The organism is uncultured Christiangramia sp., assembly GCF_913046405.1.
GTDB classification, from domain to species: domain Bacteria; phylum Bacteroidota; class Bacteroidia; order Flavobacteriales; family Flavobacteriaceae; genus Christiangramia; species Christiangramia marina.
Genome location: NZ_CAJWRQ010000006.1, coordinates 18,579 through 37,916 on the forward strand (window position 1 = coordinate 18,579; position 19,338 = coordinate 37,916).

At 38.8% G+C, this 19,338-nt stretch carries 23 protein-coding genes; 4 read left to right on the plus strand and 19 right to left on the minus strand.

Features of this window, described 5'->3' with window-relative positions; translation table 11 throughout:
• Positions 1–8 precede the first annotated feature (8 nt).
• From arsM to QZ620_RS01490, 7 genes are all read right to left on the minus strand, one after another.
• Positions 9–977 carry an arsenosugar biosynthesis arsenite methyltransferase ArsM gene (arsM, locus tag QZ620_RS01460; RefSeq protein ID WP_141878975.1) on the minus strand — a complete coding sequence of 323 codons (969 nt, stop codon included), beginning with the start codon at positions 975–977 and terminating at the stop codon, positions 9–11.
• Positions 978–1,790, minus strand: coding sequence for a purine-nucleoside phosphorylase (locus QZ620_RS01465; protein ID WP_295178321.1), 813 nt, complete (start codon positions 1,788–1,790; stop codon positions 978–980).
• A complete protein-coding gene (locus QZ620_RS01470) occupies positions 1,780–2,394 on the minus strand; it encodes a TIGR04282 family arsenosugar biosynthesis glycosyltransferase (protein ID WP_295178324.1) in 615 nt (204 codons plus the stop codon). Before QZ620_RS01470 ends, QZ620_RS01465 begins: the two co-directional genes overlap by 11 nt.
• The gene (locus tag QZ620_RS01475) at positions 2,395–2,892 is read right to left on the minus strand and encodes a rhodanese-like domain-containing protein (RefSeq protein WP_295178326.1); all 498 of its coding nucleotides are present in this window, start codon (positions 2,890–2,892) and stop codon (positions 2,395–2,397) included. It abuts the gene before it with no gap.
• A gap of 1 nt (position 2,893) precedes the next feature.
• Positions 2,894–3,949 (minus strand): arsenosugar biosynthesis radical SAM (seleno)protein ArsS, encoded by a 1,056-nt coding sequence (gene arsS, locus QZ620_RS01480; protein WP_295178328.1) that lies wholly within the window; start codon positions 3,947–3,949, stop codon positions 2,894–2,896.
• A 44-nt stretch (positions 3,950–3,993) separates the two neighbouring features.
• Entirely contained in the window at positions 3,994–4,329 is a 336-nt protein-coding gene (locus tag QZ620_RS01485; RefSeq protein ID WP_141878980.1) for an arsenosugar biosynthesis-associated peroxidase-like protein, read from the minus strand.
• A 63-nt stretch (positions 4,330–4,392) separates the two neighbouring features.
• On the minus strand, positions 4,393–4,569 hold the full coding sequence (locus QZ620_RS01490; protein ID WP_295178331.1) for a hypothetical protein: 177 nt from the start codon (positions 4,567–4,569) through the stop codon (positions 4,393–4,395).
• A 294-nt stretch (positions 4,570–4,863) separates the two neighbouring features.
• Between QZ620_RS01490 and QZ620_RS01495 the strand changes: the two genes are divergently transcribed.
• Positions 4,864–5,904: an AraC family transcriptional regulator gene (locus QZ620_RS01495; protein ID WP_295178333.1), complete on the plus strand. Its 1,041-nt coding sequence runs from the start codon at positions 4,864–4,866 to the stop codon at positions 5,902–5,904.
• On the opposite strand, the gene QZ620_RS01500 is transcribed toward QZ620_RS01495, so the two are convergent.
• A complete protein-coding gene (locus QZ620_RS01500) occupies positions 5,901–7,382 on the minus strand; it encodes an SLC13 family permease (protein ID WP_295178335.1) in 1,482 nt (493 codons plus the stop codon). The two genes, QZ620_RS01495 and QZ620_RS01500, sit on opposite strands and share 4 nt — an antisense overlap.
• Positions 7,383–7,751: 369 nt before the next feature.
• Between QZ620_RS01500 and QZ620_RS01505 the strand changes: the two genes are divergently transcribed.
• Entirely contained in the window at positions 7,752–7,967 is a 216-nt protein-coding gene (locus QZ620_RS01505; protein ID WP_295178337.1) for a hypothetical protein, read from the plus strand.
• 7 nt (positions 7,968–7,974) lie between these two features.
• Here the strand turns inward: QZ620_RS01505 and groL are convergent, their stop codons facing one another.
• From groL to miaB, 7 genes are all read right to left on the minus strand, one after another.
• A complete protein-coding gene (groL, locus tag QZ620_RS01510; protein ID WP_295178339.1) occupies positions 7,975–9,612 on the minus strand; it encodes a chaperonin GroEL in 1,638 nt (545 codons plus the stop codon).
• A 100-nt stretch (positions 9,613–9,712) separates the two neighbouring features.
• Positions 9,713–9,988, minus strand: coding sequence for a co-chaperone GroES (locus QZ620_RS01515; protein WP_026913982.1), 276 nt, complete (start codon positions 9,986–9,988; stop codon positions 9,713–9,715).
• Between the two features lie 149 nt (positions 9,989–10,137).
• Positions 10,138–10,470 (minus strand): preprotein translocase subunit SecG, encoded by a 333-nt coding sequence (gene secG / locus QZ620_RS01520; protein WP_295178343.1) that lies wholly within the window; start codon positions 10,468–10,470, stop codon positions 10,138–10,140.
• A 2-nt stretch (positions 10,471–10,472) separates the two neighbouring features.
• On the minus strand, positions 10,473–11,348 hold the full coding sequence (locus tag QZ620_RS01525; RefSeq protein ID WP_295178345.1) for a hypothetical protein: 876 nt from the start codon (positions 11,346–11,348) through the stop codon (positions 10,473–10,475).
• Entirely contained in the window at positions 11,348–11,854 is a 507-nt protein-coding gene (locus QZ620_RS01530) for an LptE family protein (RefSeq protein ID WP_295178347.1), read from the minus strand. The genes QZ620_RS01525 and QZ620_RS01530 overlap by 1 nt, the downstream gene beginning before the upstream one ends.
• A gap of 3 nt (positions 11,855–11,857) precedes the next feature.
• Positions 11,858–13,123, minus strand: a complete 1,266-nt coding sequence (locus QZ620_RS01535) for a sigma-54 dependent transcriptional regulator (protein ID WP_295178348.1) — start codon at positions 13,121–13,123, stop codon at positions 11,858–11,860.
• A gap of 61 nt (positions 13,124–13,184) precedes the next feature.
• A complete protein-coding gene (gene miaB, locus QZ620_RS01540; protein WP_295178350.1) occupies positions 13,185–14,630 on the minus strand; it encodes a tRNA (N6-isopentenyl adenosine(37)-C2)-methylthiotransferase MiaB in 1,446 nt (481 codons plus the stop codon).
• 144 nt (positions 14,631–14,774) lie between these two features.
• Between miaB and QZ620_RS01545 the strand changes: the two genes are divergently transcribed.
• On the plus strand, positions 14,775–16,004 hold the full coding sequence (locus tag QZ620_RS01545) for a hypothetical protein (RefSeq protein ID WP_295178352.1): 1,230 nt from the start codon (positions 14,775–14,777) through the stop codon (positions 16,002–16,004).
• Positions 16,005–16,075: 71 nt separating this feature from the next.
• Here the strand turns inward: QZ620_RS01545 and QZ620_RS01550 are convergent, their stop codons facing one another.
• The 4 genes from QZ620_RS01550 to QZ620_RS01565 form a co-directional block, all read right to left on the minus strand.
• Positions 16,076–16,369, minus strand: coding sequence for a TIGR03643 family protein (locus QZ620_RS01550; RefSeq protein ID WP_185739515.1), 294 nt, complete (start codon positions 16,367–16,369; stop codon positions 16,076–16,078).
• A gap of 103 nt (positions 16,370–16,472) precedes the next feature.
• Positions 16,473–16,733: a 50S ribosomal protein L27 gene (gene rpmA / locus QZ620_RS01555; RefSeq protein WP_141878995.1), complete on the minus strand. Its 261-nt coding sequence runs from the start codon at positions 16,731–16,733 to the stop codon at positions 16,473–16,475.
• Positions 16,734–16,758: 25 nt separating this feature from the next.
• Positions 16,759–17,250: a 50S ribosomal protein L21 gene (gene rplU, locus QZ620_RS01560; RefSeq protein ID WP_141878996.1), complete on the minus strand. Its 492-nt coding sequence runs from the start codon at positions 17,248–17,250 to the stop codon at positions 16,759–16,761.
• 116 nt (positions 17,251–17,366) lie between these two features.
• Complete coding sequence (locus QZ620_RS01565; RefSeq protein WP_141878997.1) at positions 17,367–17,831, minus strand: DUF4199 domain-containing protein; 465 nt, start codon at positions 17,829–17,831, stop codon at positions 17,367–17,369.
• Between the two features lie 166 nt (positions 17,832–17,997).
• On the opposite strand from QZ620_RS01565, the gene QZ620_RS01570 reads away from it, so the two are divergent.
• Positions 17,998–19,320, plus strand: a complete 1,323-nt coding sequence (locus QZ620_RS01570) for a pitrilysin family protein (RefSeq protein WP_295178360.1) — start codon at positions 17,998–18,000, stop codon at positions 19,318–19,320.
• The last annotated feature ends 18 nt before the right edge of the window (positions 19,321–19,338 follow it).

Here is a 19,338-nt window from a genome sequence, read left to right on the forward strand (position 1 = left end):
TTTTTTAATTAGCAACATCCACCACCATCGTAATGCCAGGTGGACTCACTAATGTAAATATCATCTCTTCCAAGATCTGCCAATGCACCTGCAGTTTTATCACAAATTGCAATTGGCTGATTCTTCAATAAAATATGTCCTTTTTTATCATCAAAATGATCTTCATCTCCATAATAGATCGCAGCTTTTCCAGTAAAGATACACGGCCCATCTTCTGGCATAGGATCTTTGATCGCCGCTACTTCAATAGATTCGATATAAATCAATTCATCTGTAGGATAGTTTTTGGGATCCAGAATTCTATAAGGCTTTCTGGCCCTGATCTCGATAGTTCCGAAGCCGGCATCGGTCAATGCTTTCACATAATCCTTGATGCTTAAACTTCCGGAAAGACAAAGCGCTCTTAAGCGTTCATCATTTCTAAGTTCATCATTCATCTCCTGCTCACACGTAGGATCACTCATTACAAGTCTTCCATGCGGCTTTAGCACCCTGTACATTTCCTTTAAAGCCTGAGTAAGCTCTTCAGTTTTAAAAATATTGAAAAGACAGTTCTGTGCGGCTACATCTATAGAGTTATCTTCAACCGGTAATGCCGTAGCATCTCCTTTTCTAAGATCTACAAATTCAGATTTAAACCATGGGTTCTGGGCTTCTGCCTCCACAAAGTTCTTGCGGGACGCTTCCAGCATTTCATCTACCACATCTACTCCAACCACACCCGATTTCATTCGGGAAAAATAAGCGAACTGTAAAAGTTCCATTCCGCCACCTACACCCACATAAAGTGTACGCGGATTATTAGTCAGATCCCGGGCATGCACGGTAGAACCACAACCATAATTCATCTCCTGCATGATCTTCGGAATCTTTAATCCCGGAAGTTCCCAGATCGGGTTCGTAGTGCAGCAAAGTCCCACATCTGGTGTAAGTGCTGCTTCACGGTAAACGTCTTTAGTAATCTCTAAATAACTCATTTATAATCTCTTAAGTAATTCTTTAAATAGTTTAACCATATCAGGTTCGGCTTTAGCAGCCATTGCCAGAATTTCCTGAATATCTACTTTTTCAAGATTATCCGGATCCCCTTTGTCTGTAATCACAGAAATTGCTGAAACCGGAATCCCCAAGTGGTTGGCAACGATCACTTCAGGCACTGTACTCATTCCAACAGCATCTGCACCGATCATCTTTAAATATCTATATTCAGCTCTGGTTTCCAGTTGAGGCCCCAATACCGAAGCATAAACTCCCTTATGCAAAGTAATATTAAGCTCTTTTGCGGTATGTTCAAAGTGCTCATTCATGGATTTATCATAAGGTTCGCTCATGTCCACAAAACGTTCTCCCAAATGTTCAACGCCGTGAAAAGCCAGTGGCGAACCACCCTGAAGATTAATATGGTCATCGATAAGCATCAACTCGCCTTTACCGTAATCCAGATTAATTGCTCCGGAAGCATTGGAAACCAGCAAACGCTTCATCCCTAAACGCTTCATTACTCTTACCGGGAATGTAACATCAAAAAGGCTGTAACCTTCATACAGGTGGAATCTCCCCTGCATGATGACTACTTTCTTTCCTGCCAGGGTTCCAAAAATTAGTTTCCCCTTGTGAAATTCCACCGTGGCAGTTGGAAAATATGGGATATGATTATAACTGGCGGTTACTTCAATTTCTACATCGTCCAGTAGTTTACCTAAACCTGTACCTAATATGATCCCAACCTCGGGCTCGCCGAATCCTTTGGATTTCAAATAATCTACCGATTCGTTTATTCTATCTGTCATTATTTATCATTTTTTGAAAAGCCGGATGACCTTTGATATCCTCCAGCGTATCTATATCGTTTTTTAGTGGCAGCGCTTTATAAGTTCCATCCTGCATGTCCTGAAGACTTTGCTCAAATACGCTCGAAGTACTCCATGCTTTATTGATGAATAAAGCTGAATTTAATGATTTCATACCTAAAAGGTAATATCCACCATCTTCAGCAGGTCCGATAACATAATCGTGAGCTTCAAGTTCTTCAAAAGCATTTTCAAGATCTGTTGTATTAAGATCGTAAAGATCACTTCCAATAATCAAAATTTTCTTGTAGCCTTCGTCGAATCCAGCTTTGAAAGCAGCTTCCATTTTCTCTCCCAGATCTCCTTCTACCTGCAATCTCTTCTGAAAACCTCCATCTTTCCAGATATCGTCTTCAGCGATATTCCAGGCGTAATAAACCTGTTTGTTTACGTTGAGTTTACCGGTTATATCTTTCGTATGCTTCAGCAGAAATTTATAAATTTCAAGAGCTTTCTTATCTCCTACTCCTTTGGCTAGCCTGGTTTTTACCTTTCCAAGAACAGGATTTTTTGTAAATATGATTAGCAGATTTTCTTTTGACACCTAATAAATTTTTTCTCCGTTCTTAAGATATTTCGACCAGTGTTTTGAAAAAGTATGAACCTTTTCGGTTTCCTTGCCTTTATTGTCATAAACAGGATAGCCGGTATTTTTCCATTCAAAAATTCCTCCGTACAGATTTTTTACATTTCCAAAACCCAAATTCTGAACCTTGCGAGCAATTTTCTCTGATCTAATCCCTACGGAACAGTATACTACGATCTGTTTATCCCTGGAAATTGAGTCCAGAACAGTCAGATTAAGATTATCATATCCTATAAATTTTGAATCCTTAAGATGGCTGGTTTTATATTCGTTGCTTTCACGCGCATCCAGAATGATCACCTCGTCATTTAACTGATCCATGCGCAGTTGCTCTACGGAAGTGTATGCAACATCACCAGAATTATACTTTTTCAATAGATCTTCCAGCGCATTCTGACTAAACCCGGAAGTTCCAATGAAAAAAATTAAGCTGAAAATGATTCCCTGTAATTTCATATTAAGCTACTGTTCCCTGGCAACTACTTCCTGCACCAGCAGTACAACCGTAGCAATGTTGTGAAATGATAATATTCCGATCATTCAATATATCCTCATTATATTCACTGATATGCTGAACTTTCGAATTTACTTTTAATTCGAGCATCTGATTAAAATCACAATCGTATAACCAGCCATCCCAACTAATAGAGATAGTATTGGTGCACATCACGTTTTCAACGGCTGCAGGATTATAAGCCTCTACCAGGGCATACATATAATCTTCATAATTTTCAGAAGCTATAAGGTATTCAAGGAATCGGCTAATGGGTAAATTTGTAATTGCGAACAGACTGCCAAAATCGATATTAAAATCTTCTTTTAAAGCTTTTTTGAAGTCCTGCTCCATCGCCTGTTGATCTGTTGGTAAAAATGCACCTGAGGGATTATAGACCAGATCCAGTTTTAGACCTGTGCCTTCCTGCGCATAACCTACAGCGTTCAGCATTTGCAGCGCCTTGATAGATTTATCAAAAACACCACTACCTCTTTGCTTATCGGTTTTTTCTCTTTTATAGAATGGCAATGAAGAAACCACGTGGACATTATGTTTCTTAAAGAATTCCGGTAGGTCGTGATACTTCTTGTTGGCGAGAATGATCGTTAGGTTTGATCTAACAATGAAATCCTGAATCCCTGCTTTCGCAGCTTCTTCCACAAACCATCTAAAATTCGGATTCATTTCAGGGGCACCACCAGTAAGGTCCAACGTATGCGCTCCGGTATTCTTGATAACTTCCAGACATTGTTTCATGGTTTCTACCGTCATGATCTCCTTACGATCGGGACCAGCATCTACATGGCAATGAGAACAAACCTGATTACACATATAACCAAGATTAAGCTGTAAGATTTCGAGTTTTTTGGGTTTAAATGGCAGATTGTAAGTTTCTGCGATCTTATCCCGGAAATACGGGAGTTCGCCTTCTTCAAATATGCCTTTGCTTAAAAATTTTAACTGGTTCTTAGGGCTTGAAAGATCATCCTTACGCGCCTTCAGGGATTTTGTGATCATATGGTTGTTTCTACGTATGTTTAGTTCTTCATTTCAGAAAAAACTTACATACTTAGCTTTTTGTATTTATTCATCATTTGGACACCATGTACAAGTGTAGCTCCACTTTCAATAGCAGCACCAGCATGAACAGCTTCCATCATCTCTTCCTTGGTAATACCACGTTGTAATCCATCCTTGGTATATGCATCGATACAATAAGGACATTTTACAACATGCGCTACCGCAAGGGCGATCAATGACTTTTCACGGGCAGAAAGCGCTCCTTCTTCGAACACTTTACCGTAGTAGTCAAAAAACTTATTTCCAAGCTCTTCGCTCCATTCAGTAATCTCTCCAAATTTTCTAAGGTCTGCAGGATCATAATAGTTTTTAGCCATTTACTATTTTCTTATATGTGTTAATACTAATAATTACGAAAAAACCGAAGCTACAGTTTTAAACTATAAGACTCCGGTTATAGAAAGAATAATGAGTAAGAATAAGGCTACTATCGCGATTACTATCCATAACTTAGAACTGGAATTCTGAGTTCTGGTTTCTGTAGATTGATTGACTTTTTGTTCGCTGTCACGATCTTCCTTAGGTACAGGCGATGATCTGTCTTTATCTTTATTCATAATTATAGTTTTACTGAAAAATAAACCAAATTCCTAGCCTATGGAATCAGGCTTTTGTTTTTAACAAATTTTTTCAATTTAACCAATTTCCCAAAATTAGTTCAAGAATTACTCTTTGCTTCTAAAACTATCCATAACACTAACGTTTTTCGCATAACCATTATCTCTATTGACAGATTCTCTATTCCAAATTCTTAATTTTTTCACACATATATTAATTTTACGAACGAAGATTTTAAGATTTTTATCTGTAAAAAGCCTATCTTATTAGGCGAAAAAATAAGTTGTATTTATATGAGAATTGATGTTCAAACGCTACCGGTTAATGAAATTGTGCAAAATATAGCGCAATCGCTGGATGCAGATATACAAAATCGTAGCGGCGAACTTCTAGTTGAAATTCCTTCAGAGTATGGTGAAGGTACTATTCGAGGCATCAGTTTTGACTCCGGCATGGGCTATATTACCTACAATTGTAAATTTTCGCAGGATGTTGAAATTCATTTCTCTCTAAATACCGTACACCCCTTAAAATTTATTTTTTGCTCTGAAGGGAGTATTAGTCATTGCTTTCAGCATAGTGATGATGAGCATAGTATTGACACCTACCAGAACATCGTTGTGAGCAGCAGTGGTTATGACGGACATATATTATATTTCAAAAAAGATGTCCAAACGCATGTTTCAAGCCTGGAGATCATTAGATCTGTCTTTGCACATCGGTCCAATTATGATTTTAAAGATCTTGATCCAACCCTAAAGCAGCTATTTAAAGATTCAGTTTCGAAAAAGCAATTTTTCTATCAGGGGAATTATAGTATTAAGTCGGCAGACTTAATGGACGAGATCAATACCAAAGATTTTACAGGATTTCTTCGTAACCTGTTTCTGGAAGGTAAAGCGTTTGAAATGCTTACTATTCAGATAGACCAGTATCAGGATGATGAGAATGGCGAGAACCTGCCAAAGATCCTAAGAAAGTCTGATATTGAAAAGGTAAACTATGTTGTCAAAAGAATTCAGGGTGATCTTAGCACAAATCTTTCCGTAGAAACCCTGGCGAAAGAGGCTGGAACTAATGTAAATAAACTTCAGGAAGGCTTTAAGTATGTTTACGATCTTACTGTAAATAAATATATGCAGCATATTAAATTAGAAGCTGCCAAAGAAATGCTGAAACTTTCAGAAAAGAACATCTCAGAAATTGTAACATCTATCGGACTCAACAATCGTAGTTACTTCTCTAAAATTTTCAAAGAGAAATATGGTGTGAGTCCTAAGTATTTCCTGCAAACCAAGGCAAGTATCAAAGAAGAAGAATTCGAAGAAAACTAAGATCTATCTCTTAAAAATTTCTGCGGAATTACCTCCGGATCAAAACTCCATAAATACGGCAGTAGGAAATAGACTATCAGACTTAGCAATACTATGCTGACTATATTCATCCATATACCTGTTTTAATCATATCTGGAATCCTAAGATAACCTGAACCAAATACCACCGCGTTCGGCGGAGTTGCCACAGGAAGCATAAATGCACATGATGCTGCCAGTGTCGCGCCAACCATCAAGAAATAGGGATGTAGATTCAATGCGATAGCCATTGATGCAAGAATTGGTAGCAACATAGCTGTGGTGGCCAGGTTTGAGGTGACTTCGGTAAGAAAATTTACTGCAGCAATCAATACAACCACAAGTAACAATAATGGTAAATTTTCAAGATTCTTTAGTTGCTCTCCTATCCAGATTGCCAGACCGCTTTCACCAAAACCTTTTGCGAGTGCCATTCCTCCTCCAAATAATAAAATAATTCCCCAGGGAATTTTAACCGCTTCTTCCCAGGTAACCAGTTTTCTGTTGCTCTTACCTGCAGGAATTAGAAACAGAGCTACAGCCGCGATCATCGCGATAATGGTATCGTCTATGAACGGCAATACTGGCTGTAAGAGATAGCTTCTGCTAATCCAGCAAAATGCAGTAATAGCAAAAACTGCTAAAACTCTTTTCTCCTGTATGCTCATGTGACCCAGTTCAGTTTTAAGTCGGTCGATCTCTGCCTTCCCTCCCGGAAATTCAGTTTGTGTAAAACTAAAAGCTTTGCTGGTAAGATACTTCCAGCATATAAAAAGTAGAATGATAGAAACAGGCAAGCCCAGAATGATCCATTTCGTAAAGCTAATCTCAACCCCATATATTTCTTCAACGATTCCAGCAAAAACCAGGTTTGGAGGAGTTCCAATGAGTGTTGCCACTCCACCTATAGATGCACTGTAAGCAATAGCTAACATAAGGGCTTTTCCAAAAATCATGTTTTCATTTTCCTCACTTGCCGGGTTGTCCTTTAACTGACTGATAATTGCAGTCCCGATAGGAAGCATCATTACCGAAGTAGCAGTATTGCTAATCCACATGGATAGAAATGCTGTTGCCACCATAAATCCCAAAATGATCTTTTTAATATCAGCACCTATGAACTGAATGATATTTAAGGCGATCCTTCTATGTAAACCCCACCTTTCGATAGCCACTGCGAGTATGAATCCACCTAAGTATAGGAAGACATATTTGTGACCGAATGCTGCAGTGGTATCTTCTATACTCCCTGCTCCCGTGAGTGGAAAAAGTATAATGGGCAGTAGAGCAGTTACCGCAATGGGAATTGCTTCCGAAACCCACCAGATCGCCATCCACAAAGTTATACAGAGAACATCAAATGCTGCTTCAGGCATAGAACTAGGTGTACCTAACAATTGTAAAATAACATAAAGAAGTGGCCCCGCTACTAGCGCTATTATTTTGAATCTGGAATTCATATATTTCAAAAAGCTGAAGATATAGATTATTTCCTCTTAGCAAAAGTCAAATAAGAAAGCGATAAATCAGTTTATGAAGAATCCAGAGAAGCTTAGAATCAGTTTAATGATACAGGTCGCAAAAAAAAATGTAATCTATACGAAAACAAAACGGAAGGAATTGAGCAAATTTTTTTATTTCTGAAGCAAGTTCAGATCTCGAAGCAGGTAAGCAAATCTCCTGAAAATTCCCGGAATTCAAGTTTGGTGATTTCTCTGTTGAAGTGCTTAAAGTGGAGTATCCCGAATTATAATACTAACCTGGGAAGGTGCGAAAAAAGACATTACCACGGTAACTTTCGAACTTACTGAAACTAAAAAAACCAAACATTGGTTTCAGTTGCAGAAGAAGGAATGCAAAATGACGCTCAAGGGATTGCCTGGCTCGGTAGAAACTCAGAAGGTCAGGCAAATTTCCTGGCCTGTCTGGAAGCCTATTTTGAATACGGGATAAATCTCAGGGTAGGTGGTTTTAAATTCTTACGAAATGATCAAAAACCCCAAATAAAAAAACCCGGCAAATTGCCGGGTTTCCTGATTATATGAATAATGATTACATCATTCCTGGCATACCGCCGCCCATTCCTTGTGGCATTCCACCTCCGGCATTGTCTTCCGGAATATCAATAAGCGCACATTCGGTTGTAAGGATCATTCCAGCAACTGAAGCTGCATTTTCCAATGCTACTCTGGTTACTTTCTTAGGATCGATAATACCAGCTTTCAGCATATCTACATAAGTATCTGTCTTGGCATCATATCCGAAGTCATTTTTACCTTCCAATACTTTGTTGATCACTACTGAACCTTCACCACCAGCGTTTTGCACGATAGTTCTTAATGGAGATTCGATAGCTTTGGAAACGATCTGTACTCCAGTTGCTTCATCAGCATTTTCAGTTTTGATTTTGCTAAGTACAGCCTGAGCTCTAACCAATGCAACACCACCACCTGCAACGATACCTTCTTCTACAGCCGCTCTGGTTGCGTGAAGAGCATCATCTACTCTATCTTTCTTTTCTTTCATTTCAACTTCTGAAGCTGCACCAACGTAAAGTACGGCAACACCACCAGCTAATTTAGCCAGACGCTCCTGAAGCTTTTCTCTATCATAATCTGAAGTAGTAGACTCGATCTGAGATTTGATCTGGTTTACTCTGCTCTGGATATCATCATTGTTTCCAGCTCCGTTTACGATGGTAGTATTATCCTTGTCGATCGCTACTTTTTCAGCAGTACCCAACATATCGATCGTAGCATTCTCTAAAGTAAATCCTCTTTCTTCAGAAATTACAGTACCACCGGTAAGGATTGCGATATCTTCCAGCATTGCTTTTCTACGGTCACCAAATCCTGGGGCTTTCACTGCAGCGATTTTCAATGATCCACGAAGTTTGTTAACTACCAGTGTAGCAAGAGCTTCACCATCAACATCTTCAGCAATGATCAATAAAGGCTTTCCAGACTGAGCCACTGGCTCTAATACAGGAAGCAAATCTTTCATAGAAGAGATCTTCTTGTCAAAAAGAAGGATATATGGATCTTCAAGATCTGCCGTCATTTTCTCAGAATTTGTTACGAAGTAAGGAGATAGGTATCCTCTATCGAACTGCATTCCTTCTACAACATCAACATAAGTCTCTGTTCCTTTAGCTTCTTCTACAGTAATAACACCTTCTTTACCAACTTTTCCGAATGCCTGAGCGATCAAATCACCAATAACATCATCGTTGTTAGCAGAAATAGATGCCACCTGCTTAATTTTTTCTGAAGAATCACCTACTTCTTTAGTTTGCTTCGCAAGATCTGCAGTAAGAGATTCAACAGCTTTGTCGATACCACGTTTCAGATCCATTGGGTTTGCACCTGCAGCAACGTTCTTTAAACCTTCTTTTACAATAGCCTGAGCAAGAACGGTAGCAGTAGTTGTACCATCACCAGCAAGATCGTTGGTTTTAGAAGCTACTTCCTTCACCATCTGAGCTCCCATATTTTCTAGAGGATCTTCAAGTTCGATCTCCTTTGCTACAGTTACACCATCCTTAGTAACCGTTGGTGCCCCAAAAGATTTACTAATAATTACATTACGACCTTTAGGTCCTAAAGTTACTTTTACAGCGTTCGCTAATGCATCAACACCACGTTTGATCCCATTACGAGCCTGAATGTCAAATTTTATATCTTTTGCCATTTTTATTATTTTTAATTTTCTATAGTTAGACTACAGAATAATTGGTTAATTAATTTCTAGATTATAAACTCCAGCGGCTGCTGGAAAATTGAAGTGAAACTTATACTATCGCTAGTATATCATCTTCTCGCATGATCAGATAATCTGTTCCTTCCAGCTTTAGCTCTGTTCCGGCATATTTACCGTAAAGAACTGTATCACCTTCTTTAACTGTCATCTCATGATCTTTGGTACCTCCACCAACAGCTACAACTTTACCTTTTTGAGGTTTTTCTTTAGCTGTCTCAGGAATAATGATACCAGAAGCAGTCTTGTTTTCTGCAGCAACAGGCTCAATTACAACCCTGTCTGAAAGAGGCTTAATGTTTAGTCCCATTTTATTAAATTTTATTATTAGGTTAATTAATTTTCAAATACGGGAGACATATTTCTAAAATTATGCCAGCTCTATTTCTCTGCCATAAGGCAAAAAAAAATGCCAGCTTGTCATAAGCTGGCATTTACAAATGTTGTTGAGTATCTTATCTACTGCTCACTGTCAGTTTGTGTCGCTGGTTGAGCTGCAGGTATTTCAGTATTTACAGGTTCGTCACTTTCGAAAACCCTTGTTCCAGCTTCTGCCGGCTTATCCATAATAGCTACGTTAGAAAGTAGGATCAAAACAAGCAATAAAGTTGCAAGAGTCCAGGTAGATTTATCTAAAAAGTCTGTCGTCTTTTTAACTCCTCCCATTTGCTGACCTCCGCCACCAAAAGAAGAAGATAATCCTCCACCCTTAGGGTTTTGAACCATGATCACAACTACCAGCAAAAATGCTACGATAATTATTAAAGCTAAAAATATAGTGAATGTGCTCATTCTTAATCGTTATTAGTGTCTTGTAATTTTTCTATTGCCCGAATTTGGTCTGCAAAGAAACCACTTTTTTCGGGATTTTTCAAAATTAATATTTTATATGCCTGAATGGCTTTTTTATAGTTTTTTTGCTCGAGGTAAACACGCGCTAAAGTCTCTGTCATCAGAGATTCCTGGCTGGTCATAGAATCTTCGGCAAGATTGCTTTTGGATACAGATTTTACCGGTTTGATCTTAGGATTTTTAGCAATAAACTCTTCAATAAGATCAAATTTTCTCTGGCGATCTTCGTTTTCAGGTTCTTCTGCCTCGTTTTCTCTTTTTACAGGTTCTGCCTTGGTTAATTTTAACCATTCTGAAAATGAATGTGATTCCTTTTGATCAAACTCCAGAGGTTTTCCAATCTCCAGGTTCTCTTCTTCGGAAGATCCACTGGCAACCTCAACATCTGAAGAACTATCTTTCATCTGAGCACGCTCGAACAAAGCAGGATCCATAACGCGTTCAGATTCAGACTGCTTCATTTTGATTGCGTCATCCAAATCTATGCTTCGCCTTCCATGAACTTCTTCATGTTCGTAGACCGTCATTTCCTTCAGTCGGTCTTCCTGCTGCCTGATCTGTCGTGCGATCGTGTTTTGATTAAATTCTTCAGAAGTAATAAAATCAAAAAGAATATCACGGTCTGTGGTATATGCCGCTGTTTTCTTTAATGCTGAATTGTAACTGAATTCCTGATGTTCTTTCAGCCCCTTCAGCCTTATAGCCCGACCCGCCTGAAAATAAGGTGCTTTCTCAAGCAAAATTTCCAGTTCCCGCGTTTGTTCTTTAGTAATTTCCGCAGGAGAATTTAATAAATCGATGAGTGCTTTTTTTTCCATTACCAGTCGGTAAGCGCTGCGTTAAAAATATCCTGCGTAATTCTCGTATATATCTCGTCCAGTGCCGTCTCCAGGTTTGCCCCGATCAATTGTTGCTGTGCCGGATAATCATAATAGAAAGAAAAACGCTTTTCAAAATCCTTTTCCGGTTCCAGTGTATTGTAATAACGAACGTTTACCGCAATGGTCAGTCTACTTTGCGCAGCGGTATTTTCAGCAGTTGCAGACATTGGCGACACATAGAACTGTGTGATCTCACCTTCAAAGATCAAATCCCCATTGGTATTGGTAAGACTCAAACTTGTTTGATTCTGAATAAGGTCCTGCAAAGAGATCGTAAAGGCACGGTCTATTCCCGGTTCCACAAGATCTGCATTATTCTGGAAGAAATTTACCTGAAATGTTTCGGCGTCTCCAGTGTCAGCTCCCGTAAAAGAATATGACATACAGGAAGATAAGCTCAAACTCATCAGTAATACCGTGATAATGCTAAGAAATCTCGTCATTAATTATAGATTGTATTGTTTGATCTTTCGATATAAAGTTCGTTCACTTATTCCTAATTCTTCTGCTGCAGCCTTGCGCTTCCCACTGTGTCTTTCCAGCGACTTTTTGATAAGCTCCAACTCTTTGTCCTGAAGCGAAAGTGTTTCTTCCTCTTCGATCTCTTCAGCAAAATAATACTTATCCTTTTCTTCCTGACTTGGTGAAGAAGAATTTTGTTGCGGAATTTGCAGCACATTCAGCTCATCTTCATCAATATCAGCTTCATCGATATCATCTCCGCTATTCCCGTAGATCTTTTCGATAAGACCTTCATTCTCATCCTGAACCTGCTTGCTGTCTCCCTCCTGCATCAACTTCAGCGTTAATTTTTTCAAGTCGTTCAGGTCACTTTTCATATCGAACAAGACCTTATAAAGGATCTCTCTTTCATTGCTGAAATCCCCTTCTTTCTTTTTATCTGAAATTACTGCGGGTAGATTGCTGCCAATATCCGGAAGATATTGCCTTAGTTCATCGCCGCTGATATTTCTCTTCTGTTCCAGAACGGAAACCTGTTCTGCAATATTTCGTAACTGCCGAATATTTCCTCCCCAGCGATATTTTAATAACAAAGCCACGGCTTCATCATCAAGTTTGATCGTGGGCATCTTGTATTTCAATCCAAAATCTGAAGCAAATTTCCTGAAAAGCAGATGAATATCACCTTTTCTCTCCCTTAACGGCGGCAATGCAATTTCAACCGTACTTAAACGGTAATAGAGATCCTCGCGGAATTTGTCCTTTTTGATGTTTTCGAACATATTGATATTCGTAGCAGCTACGATGCGAACATCGGTTTTCTGAACTTTTGAGGAACCCACTTTTATAAATTCACCATTTTCCAGCACACGAAGCAATCTTACCTGCGTTGGCAATGGTAACTCCCCCACTTCATCAAGAAATATGGTTCCACCATCGGCTACCTCGAAATAACCACTTCGGGTTTGAGTCGCACCAGTAAATGCACCTTTTTCGTGTCCGAAGAGTTCACTATCGATAGTTCCTTCAGGAATTGCTCCACAGTTCACTGCGATATACTTTCCGTGTTTACGATGAGAAAGCGCATGTATGATCTTCGGAATACTTTCCTTACCTACACCACTTTCTCCGGTAACAAGTACTGAAATATCTGTTGGTGCAACCTGAATTGCCTTTTCTACTGCACGATTAAGTTTTGGATCGTCTCCAATAATTCCAAATCGCTGTTTAATTGCCTGAACTGATTCCATTTAAAACTTCAGTATTATTAGACATTCTTCAGTACAAGTGAGAAGAACGTCATTATTCTCGTTAATTATTATCACTATATCCCACTGGCTCCCCTATAAGAGTAGCACTGGTACAGTCCTTTATTTTTACATTTACAAAATCACCGATTTTATAATTTTGCTTGTCAAATACCACCACGGTATTTTGTGAATTTCTACCACTCCAGTGTTGATCAGATTTTTTGGATTCTCTTTCGATCAGTACTTCGGTAATTTCACCTAAGAAGCGTCTGGTTCTCTGTTTGCTATGCTTCTGCTGAAGATCTACGATCTCCTGAAGGCGTCTTTTCTTTACTTCATGAGGCACATCATCTTCCAGCTTTCTTTCAGCCATGGTTCCGGGTCTTTCAGAATAAGCATACATAAAACCGAAATCATATGTAATCTTCTCCATTAGAGATAAGGTATCCTGATGATCTTCTTCAGTTTCGGTTGGAAAACCGGTGATCATATCCTGGGAAATCCCGCAATTCGGGATCATTTCCCTGATGTTTCTAATAAGCTCGAAATATTCTTCACGGGTATGCAGCCTGTTCATCGCCTTTAAAATTCGGTTACTTCCAGATTGTACGGGTAAATGTATATAGTTACAGATGTTAGGATATTTTGCAACCATTTTGATCACGTCCAGCGTCATATCCTGCGGATTGGAAGTAGAAAACCTGATTCTCATTTTGGGATGTGCTTCTGCAACAAGTTTCAGAAGCTGTGAAAAATCTGTCGCCGTCGCCTTCTGAATTTCGGTAGCATTTTTAAAGTCTTTTTTGAGTCCGCCACCATACCAAAGATAACTATCTACATTCTGGCCTAATAAGGTGATCTCTTTAAAACCTTTCGTTGCCAGATCGTTCACCTCTTCAAGAATACTTTGAGGATCACGACTACGTTCGCGACCGCGGGTAAACGGTACCACGCAAAAAGTACACATATTATCACAACCGCGGGTAATGGATACAAATGCTGAAACACCATTACTTTGCAACCGTACTGGAGAAATATCTCCGTAGGTTTCCTCCTTACTTAATAGAACATTCATCGCACTACGTCCTTCTTCAATTTCACTCACAAGATTTGGCAGATCCTTATAAGCATCTGGTCCCACGACCATATCCACGATCTTCTCTTCTTCCAGGAATTTACTTTTTAGACGCTCTGCCATACAGCCCAGCACTCCCACTTTCATTCCCGGGTTTATTCTTTTTACCGCATTGTATTTTTCCAGTCTTTTTCTAACAGTTTGCTCAGCTTTATCACGAATCGAGCAGGTATTTACCAGAACAAGATCTGCCTCTTCTAACTTTTGGGTAGTATTAAAACCCTCTTTACTAAGAATGGAAGCAACAATTTCTGAATCACTGAAGTTCATTGCGCATCCATAACTTTCAATAAAAAGTTTCCGGGTATTTTCAGGCTTAGGCTCCATAACTAAAGAGTTCCCCTGTTTTTTCTCGTCTATTGTCTTCTCCATAAATCTATACTAACCTCCGGGTTTTTAGAATCGCAAAGATAGAACTAAACAGAGTTCTGACAAAGTGACAGAAAAAATTTTCTTAAATCTTACGCAACCTTTTCGAAAGTATAGCATCTAACAGATACCTAACCACAATTACACATGAAAAATTTACTTTTTGTGTTACTACTATCACCACTTTTCCTCTTCACTTCCTGTGAAGAGGAAAGTGATGATGAGTTCACTACAGTTGCAGTACCCGTAACTCAGTCCATCGCTGATTTTCGTGCTTCCGTAGAAATTCAGGCTCCCCGGGAAATCAAAGAATCGGGAAAGATCTACGCCTGGCAGAATTATATATTTATCAATGACAAAAACGAAGGTGTTCACATCATCAACAATACCGACCCATTCAATCCCGTAAAAGTTCAATTTCTGAAGATCCCGCGAAATACCGATGTGGCCATTAGGAATAATATGCTTTACGCAAATAATGGAATGGACCTGGTAGTTTTCGATCTTAGTGACATGAATGCTATTAAAGAAGCAGGCAGGGTCAAAGACATTTTCCCTAATTACTATCGCACCCCACCACCAGGACAGGTAAGTTTCGTAGACTTCGAAAACTTTGATCATAATACTGAAGTTATTATAGGCTATATCACTGAATCCCGAAAAATAGAATATGCCAGAGGTGATCTGGTCAATGAGCCTTTCTTCTCAGAAGCAGACGGTGGTGGATCTGGTACCGGCGGAAGTATGGCCAGGTTTACAATAAATGACGACTTACTCTATATAGCTGAAGAGAGCGAACTCTCTGTAGTAGACATTAGCAATCCTTCTAACCCCGTTGAGCTAAGTAGCGAATATGCTGGCTGGAGTATTGAAACGATCTTCCATTATCAGGATCATCTTTATCTGGGTAGTGCGACTGGAATGTATATCTATGATCTTGAGAACCCAGAGTCTCCACAGCAGGTTTCTTTCCTTCAGCACGTACTGGGATGTGATCCTGTCGTAGTAAAAGACAATTACGCATACGTGACCATTCGTGGCGGAAACAATTGCGGACAAAATTTTAATCAGTTAGATGTCGTTGATGTTTCAGACAAGAACAACCCAAGAATCGTAAGTTCCTACGAAATGAATAATCCCTTTGGCTTAGGCGTAAAGGATGACTGGCTTTTTGTTTGCGATGGCGATGAAGGGCTAAAAATATTTGATACTAAAAACACCCCCGATCTTAGTCTTGTAGATCAATTTACGAACATTAACACCTATGATGTCATTCCTCTTGATGACAAGCTGCTAATGATCGGGGATAATACACTATCCCAATATTCCTATAAGGGTAACGAGATTAATTTAATTAGTACATTCTCTTTGAATTGATGACCCTTTTTTTGTTTGGTTTTTTGAAAAATCCCCGCTGCCCGGGGATTTTTTGTTTCGAGTAGTTAGCCCTAATATTTCTTCTTGCTAATCCTATTACCTGTGATTTGACGCTGAGCTTTACTTTTGAATCTGCTAACGTCATCACTTCTTAGCTTCTCGTGTTTTGTCTTTCTACCCTGAACGCGTGCTCTCCATTTTCTCCAGTTCCTAGGATGCATTTGCTCACGCATAAACCTAATGACTTCCTCCTCTTTTAAACCGAACTGAAATTCGATAGCTTCGAAGGTAGTTCTGTCTTCCCAGGCCATGGCGATTATTCGATCTATCTGCCTCTCATCTAATTCATATTCTTCTGCGATCATAATTCTGTTTATTATTTACATTGCAAAGTTAAACAATTTAATTAGAGGAAATAAAAAACCCTCTACATTTCTGAAGAGGGTTCCAATATAATTTTGAATCTAACTATGCCTGAAAAGGCTCGATAGAAACATAAGATTTATCATCTTTTTTCTTAGTGAATTTCACTAATCCGTCAACTTTAGCGTGTAAAGTATGATCTTTTCCAGCGTATACGTTATCACCTGGACGGTGAGCAGTACCTCTTTGTCTTACGATAATATTTCCCGCAACAGCAGCTTGTCCACCAAAGATCTTCACGCCTAAACGTTTCGATTCTGATTCTCTACCGTTCTTGGAACTACCAACTCCTTTTTTATGTGCCATTTTATTTCGTTTTTAGTAGTTTAAACTAGCTTAATGCAGCAATTAATTCTGCTTTTTTCATTGAAGAATATCCTTCAACACCTTTATCTTTAGCCATTTCTCTCAGTTCTGCAACTGTATTCTGACTTAGGTCGTTTGAAGATTCTTCTTTTTTAGTTTCCTTCTTAGGCTCTTCTTTCTTAGCTGAAGTGGATTTTGATCCACCTTTAAGATCGATACCTTCGATAAGAATTTCAGTAAGTGCTTGTCTGTGACCATTTTTGGTTCTGTAACCCTTACGTCTTTTCTTCTTGAAAACGATTACTTTGTCTCCTTTAAGGTGACGGTTGATCTTTGCTCCAACCAAAGCTCCTTCTATAGCCGGGGCGCCAACAGTAATGCTATCTCCATCTGCAGTAAGAAGTACCTTATCAAAAGAGATACTGTCTCCTTCTTTACCTGCTAGGCGATTCACATAAACTCTCTGGTCTTTTGCAACTTTAAATTGCTGCCCTGCTATCTCTACAATTGCGTACATAGCGTATAATTAGTTATATAAATACTTAATAAAATCACTTACGTTTTCACGCAAGCGGGTGCAAATATAATTCTAATTAATTAATTGACAAAGGTTTTTGTCCTTTTCAGAATTGTTTATAATGTGTGCTTCTTCGCTTCTTTGGTATTCCATGAATCTTTAAATAATTGCATGTATGCCAGGGTAAGAACCAAACTTGTAGCAAATCCCATAACAGCTACTACAAATAAGACCACACCTATACTGGTATTGTAATCTGTAATCCAAACCGTAATTAAATCATCTAAAAAACCTGGATTTATTTCCGTAGAATAAACTCCGAAGAAGATCGTAAATATAATAGTAGCATTGAAGCCCGTTAGCAAACTGGCCATAAAGCCTTTCTGATATTTAAATTTATTCCCTTTGTGAAGTCTGTAATGCTTTACAGCCTCGAACATCCCGTAGGCCATGATCACCCCATTGAATAAACTATAAATTGGCTGATTGTGAGCATCAAATAGAGAAAGAATTAAAAAATAAGCAATAAGACCGGCGGCAACAGCCACACCGTATTTAATAGGAATACTGAATTTACCCATAGCAAAGTTGGTTTTATACGTAAATTTCCTAAAATTACGGCGTTTATTGCCTTAATAGCTTGTTAATTTTAACACATTTCGCACAATCTCGATAATAAGCTGATTTTACTGTAACAATTTCAGAGGTATACAAACTAATAATGGCAATTGAAAAAACCTTAAAAAAATGATTAACAAACTAGGACTGTTATTCTGCTTTTTCTTGATTGGAATCGTAGGATTTGCTCAGGAAGTAGAATTTACTGAGTATGATTTAGACAATGGGCTGCATGTGATCCTACACAAGGATAACTCCGCTCCTGTTGTAACCACATCTGTGATGTACCACGTTGGTGGAAAAGACCGTGAAGACGGAAGAACCGGGATGGCTCACTTTTTTGAGCACCTGTTATTTGAAGGAACCGAGAACATTCCAAATGGAAAGTGGTTCGAAATCGTTAGTTCAAATGGTGGTAGCAACAATGCTAATACCAGCCAGGACAGAACCTATTACTACGAAGTATTCCCTTCAAACAACCTTGAATTAGGATTGTGGATGGAATCTGAAAGAATGCTACACCCAATTATCAAACAAAAAGGTGTGGACACTCAGAATGAAGTGGTAAAAGAAGAAAGAAGACTACGTATGGATAACTCTCCTTATGGTAACTTATTACCAGCTATGCAGGAGAATATGTTCGAAAATCATCCTTACAAGGATCCGAACATTGGCTATATGGAAGATCTTGATGCAGCTACTTTAGATGAGTTCAAAGCTTACTTCGATAAATATTATGTACCTAACAACGCAGTATTGGTTGTAGCAGGTGATATTAAGATCGATGAAACCAAGAAGATGATCAAAGATTACTTCGGCCCTATCCCTTCAGGAGATGAAGTTACCAGAGATTTCCCGAAAGAAGAGCCAATTACCGAGCAAATCAATGCGAAGTCTTATGACTCAAACATCCAGATCCCGGCTTCAGTAATTGGATACAGAACTCCGGCTTTTACTGAAAAGGATTCTTACGTTTTAAATATGATATCTGATTACTTAAGTGATGGTAACAGCTCTAAATTATACAAGAAATTGGTAGATGAGCAGAAGCAGGCACTTCAAGTTGGAGCTTTCAACCTGGAACAGGAAGATTACGGGATGTACCTTATCTTTAGTATTCCTCAGGGAGAAACAGAACTGGAGACTTTAAATACTGAGATCGAGGAAGAGATCGCTAAATTAAGAAGTGAGCTTATTACTGAAAAAGATTTTCAGAAGCTGCAGAACAAAGCAGAGAATAACTACGTAAACTCAAATTCCAGTATCTCTGGTATTGCAAACTCTCTTGCAAGAAACTACCTTCTTTATGGAGATACTGATCTTATCAACGATCAAATCGATATTTACAGAAATATCACCAGAGAAGACATCAAAAGAGTTGCTTCAGAATACTTAAAGCCTAACCAAAGAGTAGTGCTTGAGTATTTACCAGCCAGCGAACAGCCGGAATAATAATTAAAAAATTGAAAA